Annotated in this window: 1 protein-coding gene; it reads right to left on the reverse strand. The window is 37.3% G+C overall.

Features of this window, described 5'->3' with window-relative positions; all coding sequences use genetic code 11:
- Nucleotides 1–32: 32 nt before the first annotated feature.
- Nucleotides 33–306 (reverse strand): THUMP domain-containing protein (locus tag PZE06_RS27775; RefSeq protein WP_275792371.1); only part of this gene is annotated, 274 nt, incomplete at its 5' end.

Here is a 306-nt window from a genome sequence, read left to right on the forward strand (position 1 = left end):
TTCGTATCAAGTTCATACGTTTTATATGCCCTCTACGCGGTAATCTTAAAGCTTTTTCCCTCTGTATAAACCTCCCGAAAAAGCGTCAGAGCTGCGTTTTTCATTTCCTCTAAATCTTTACTCGTTTTAACTGCTGGACTGAAGGATTGAATGCCAAAAATTCCACGTATCCGTTCAATAATTTCTTCGCCGTTATCCCCATTTAAAACGATATACATCCGTTCTCTCTGACCTTGAACCTTAGCATTAGGAAAGTAGCTTAACGCTAGTTGAATACTTTTTTTGAGTTTTTCTACATATTTATGG

This window comes from Robertmurraya sp. DFI.2.37 (assembly GCF_029211245.1).
Classification (GTDB): domain Bacteria; phylum Bacillota; class Bacilli; order Bacillales; family Cytobacillaceae; genus Robertmurraya; species Robertmurraya methanolica_A.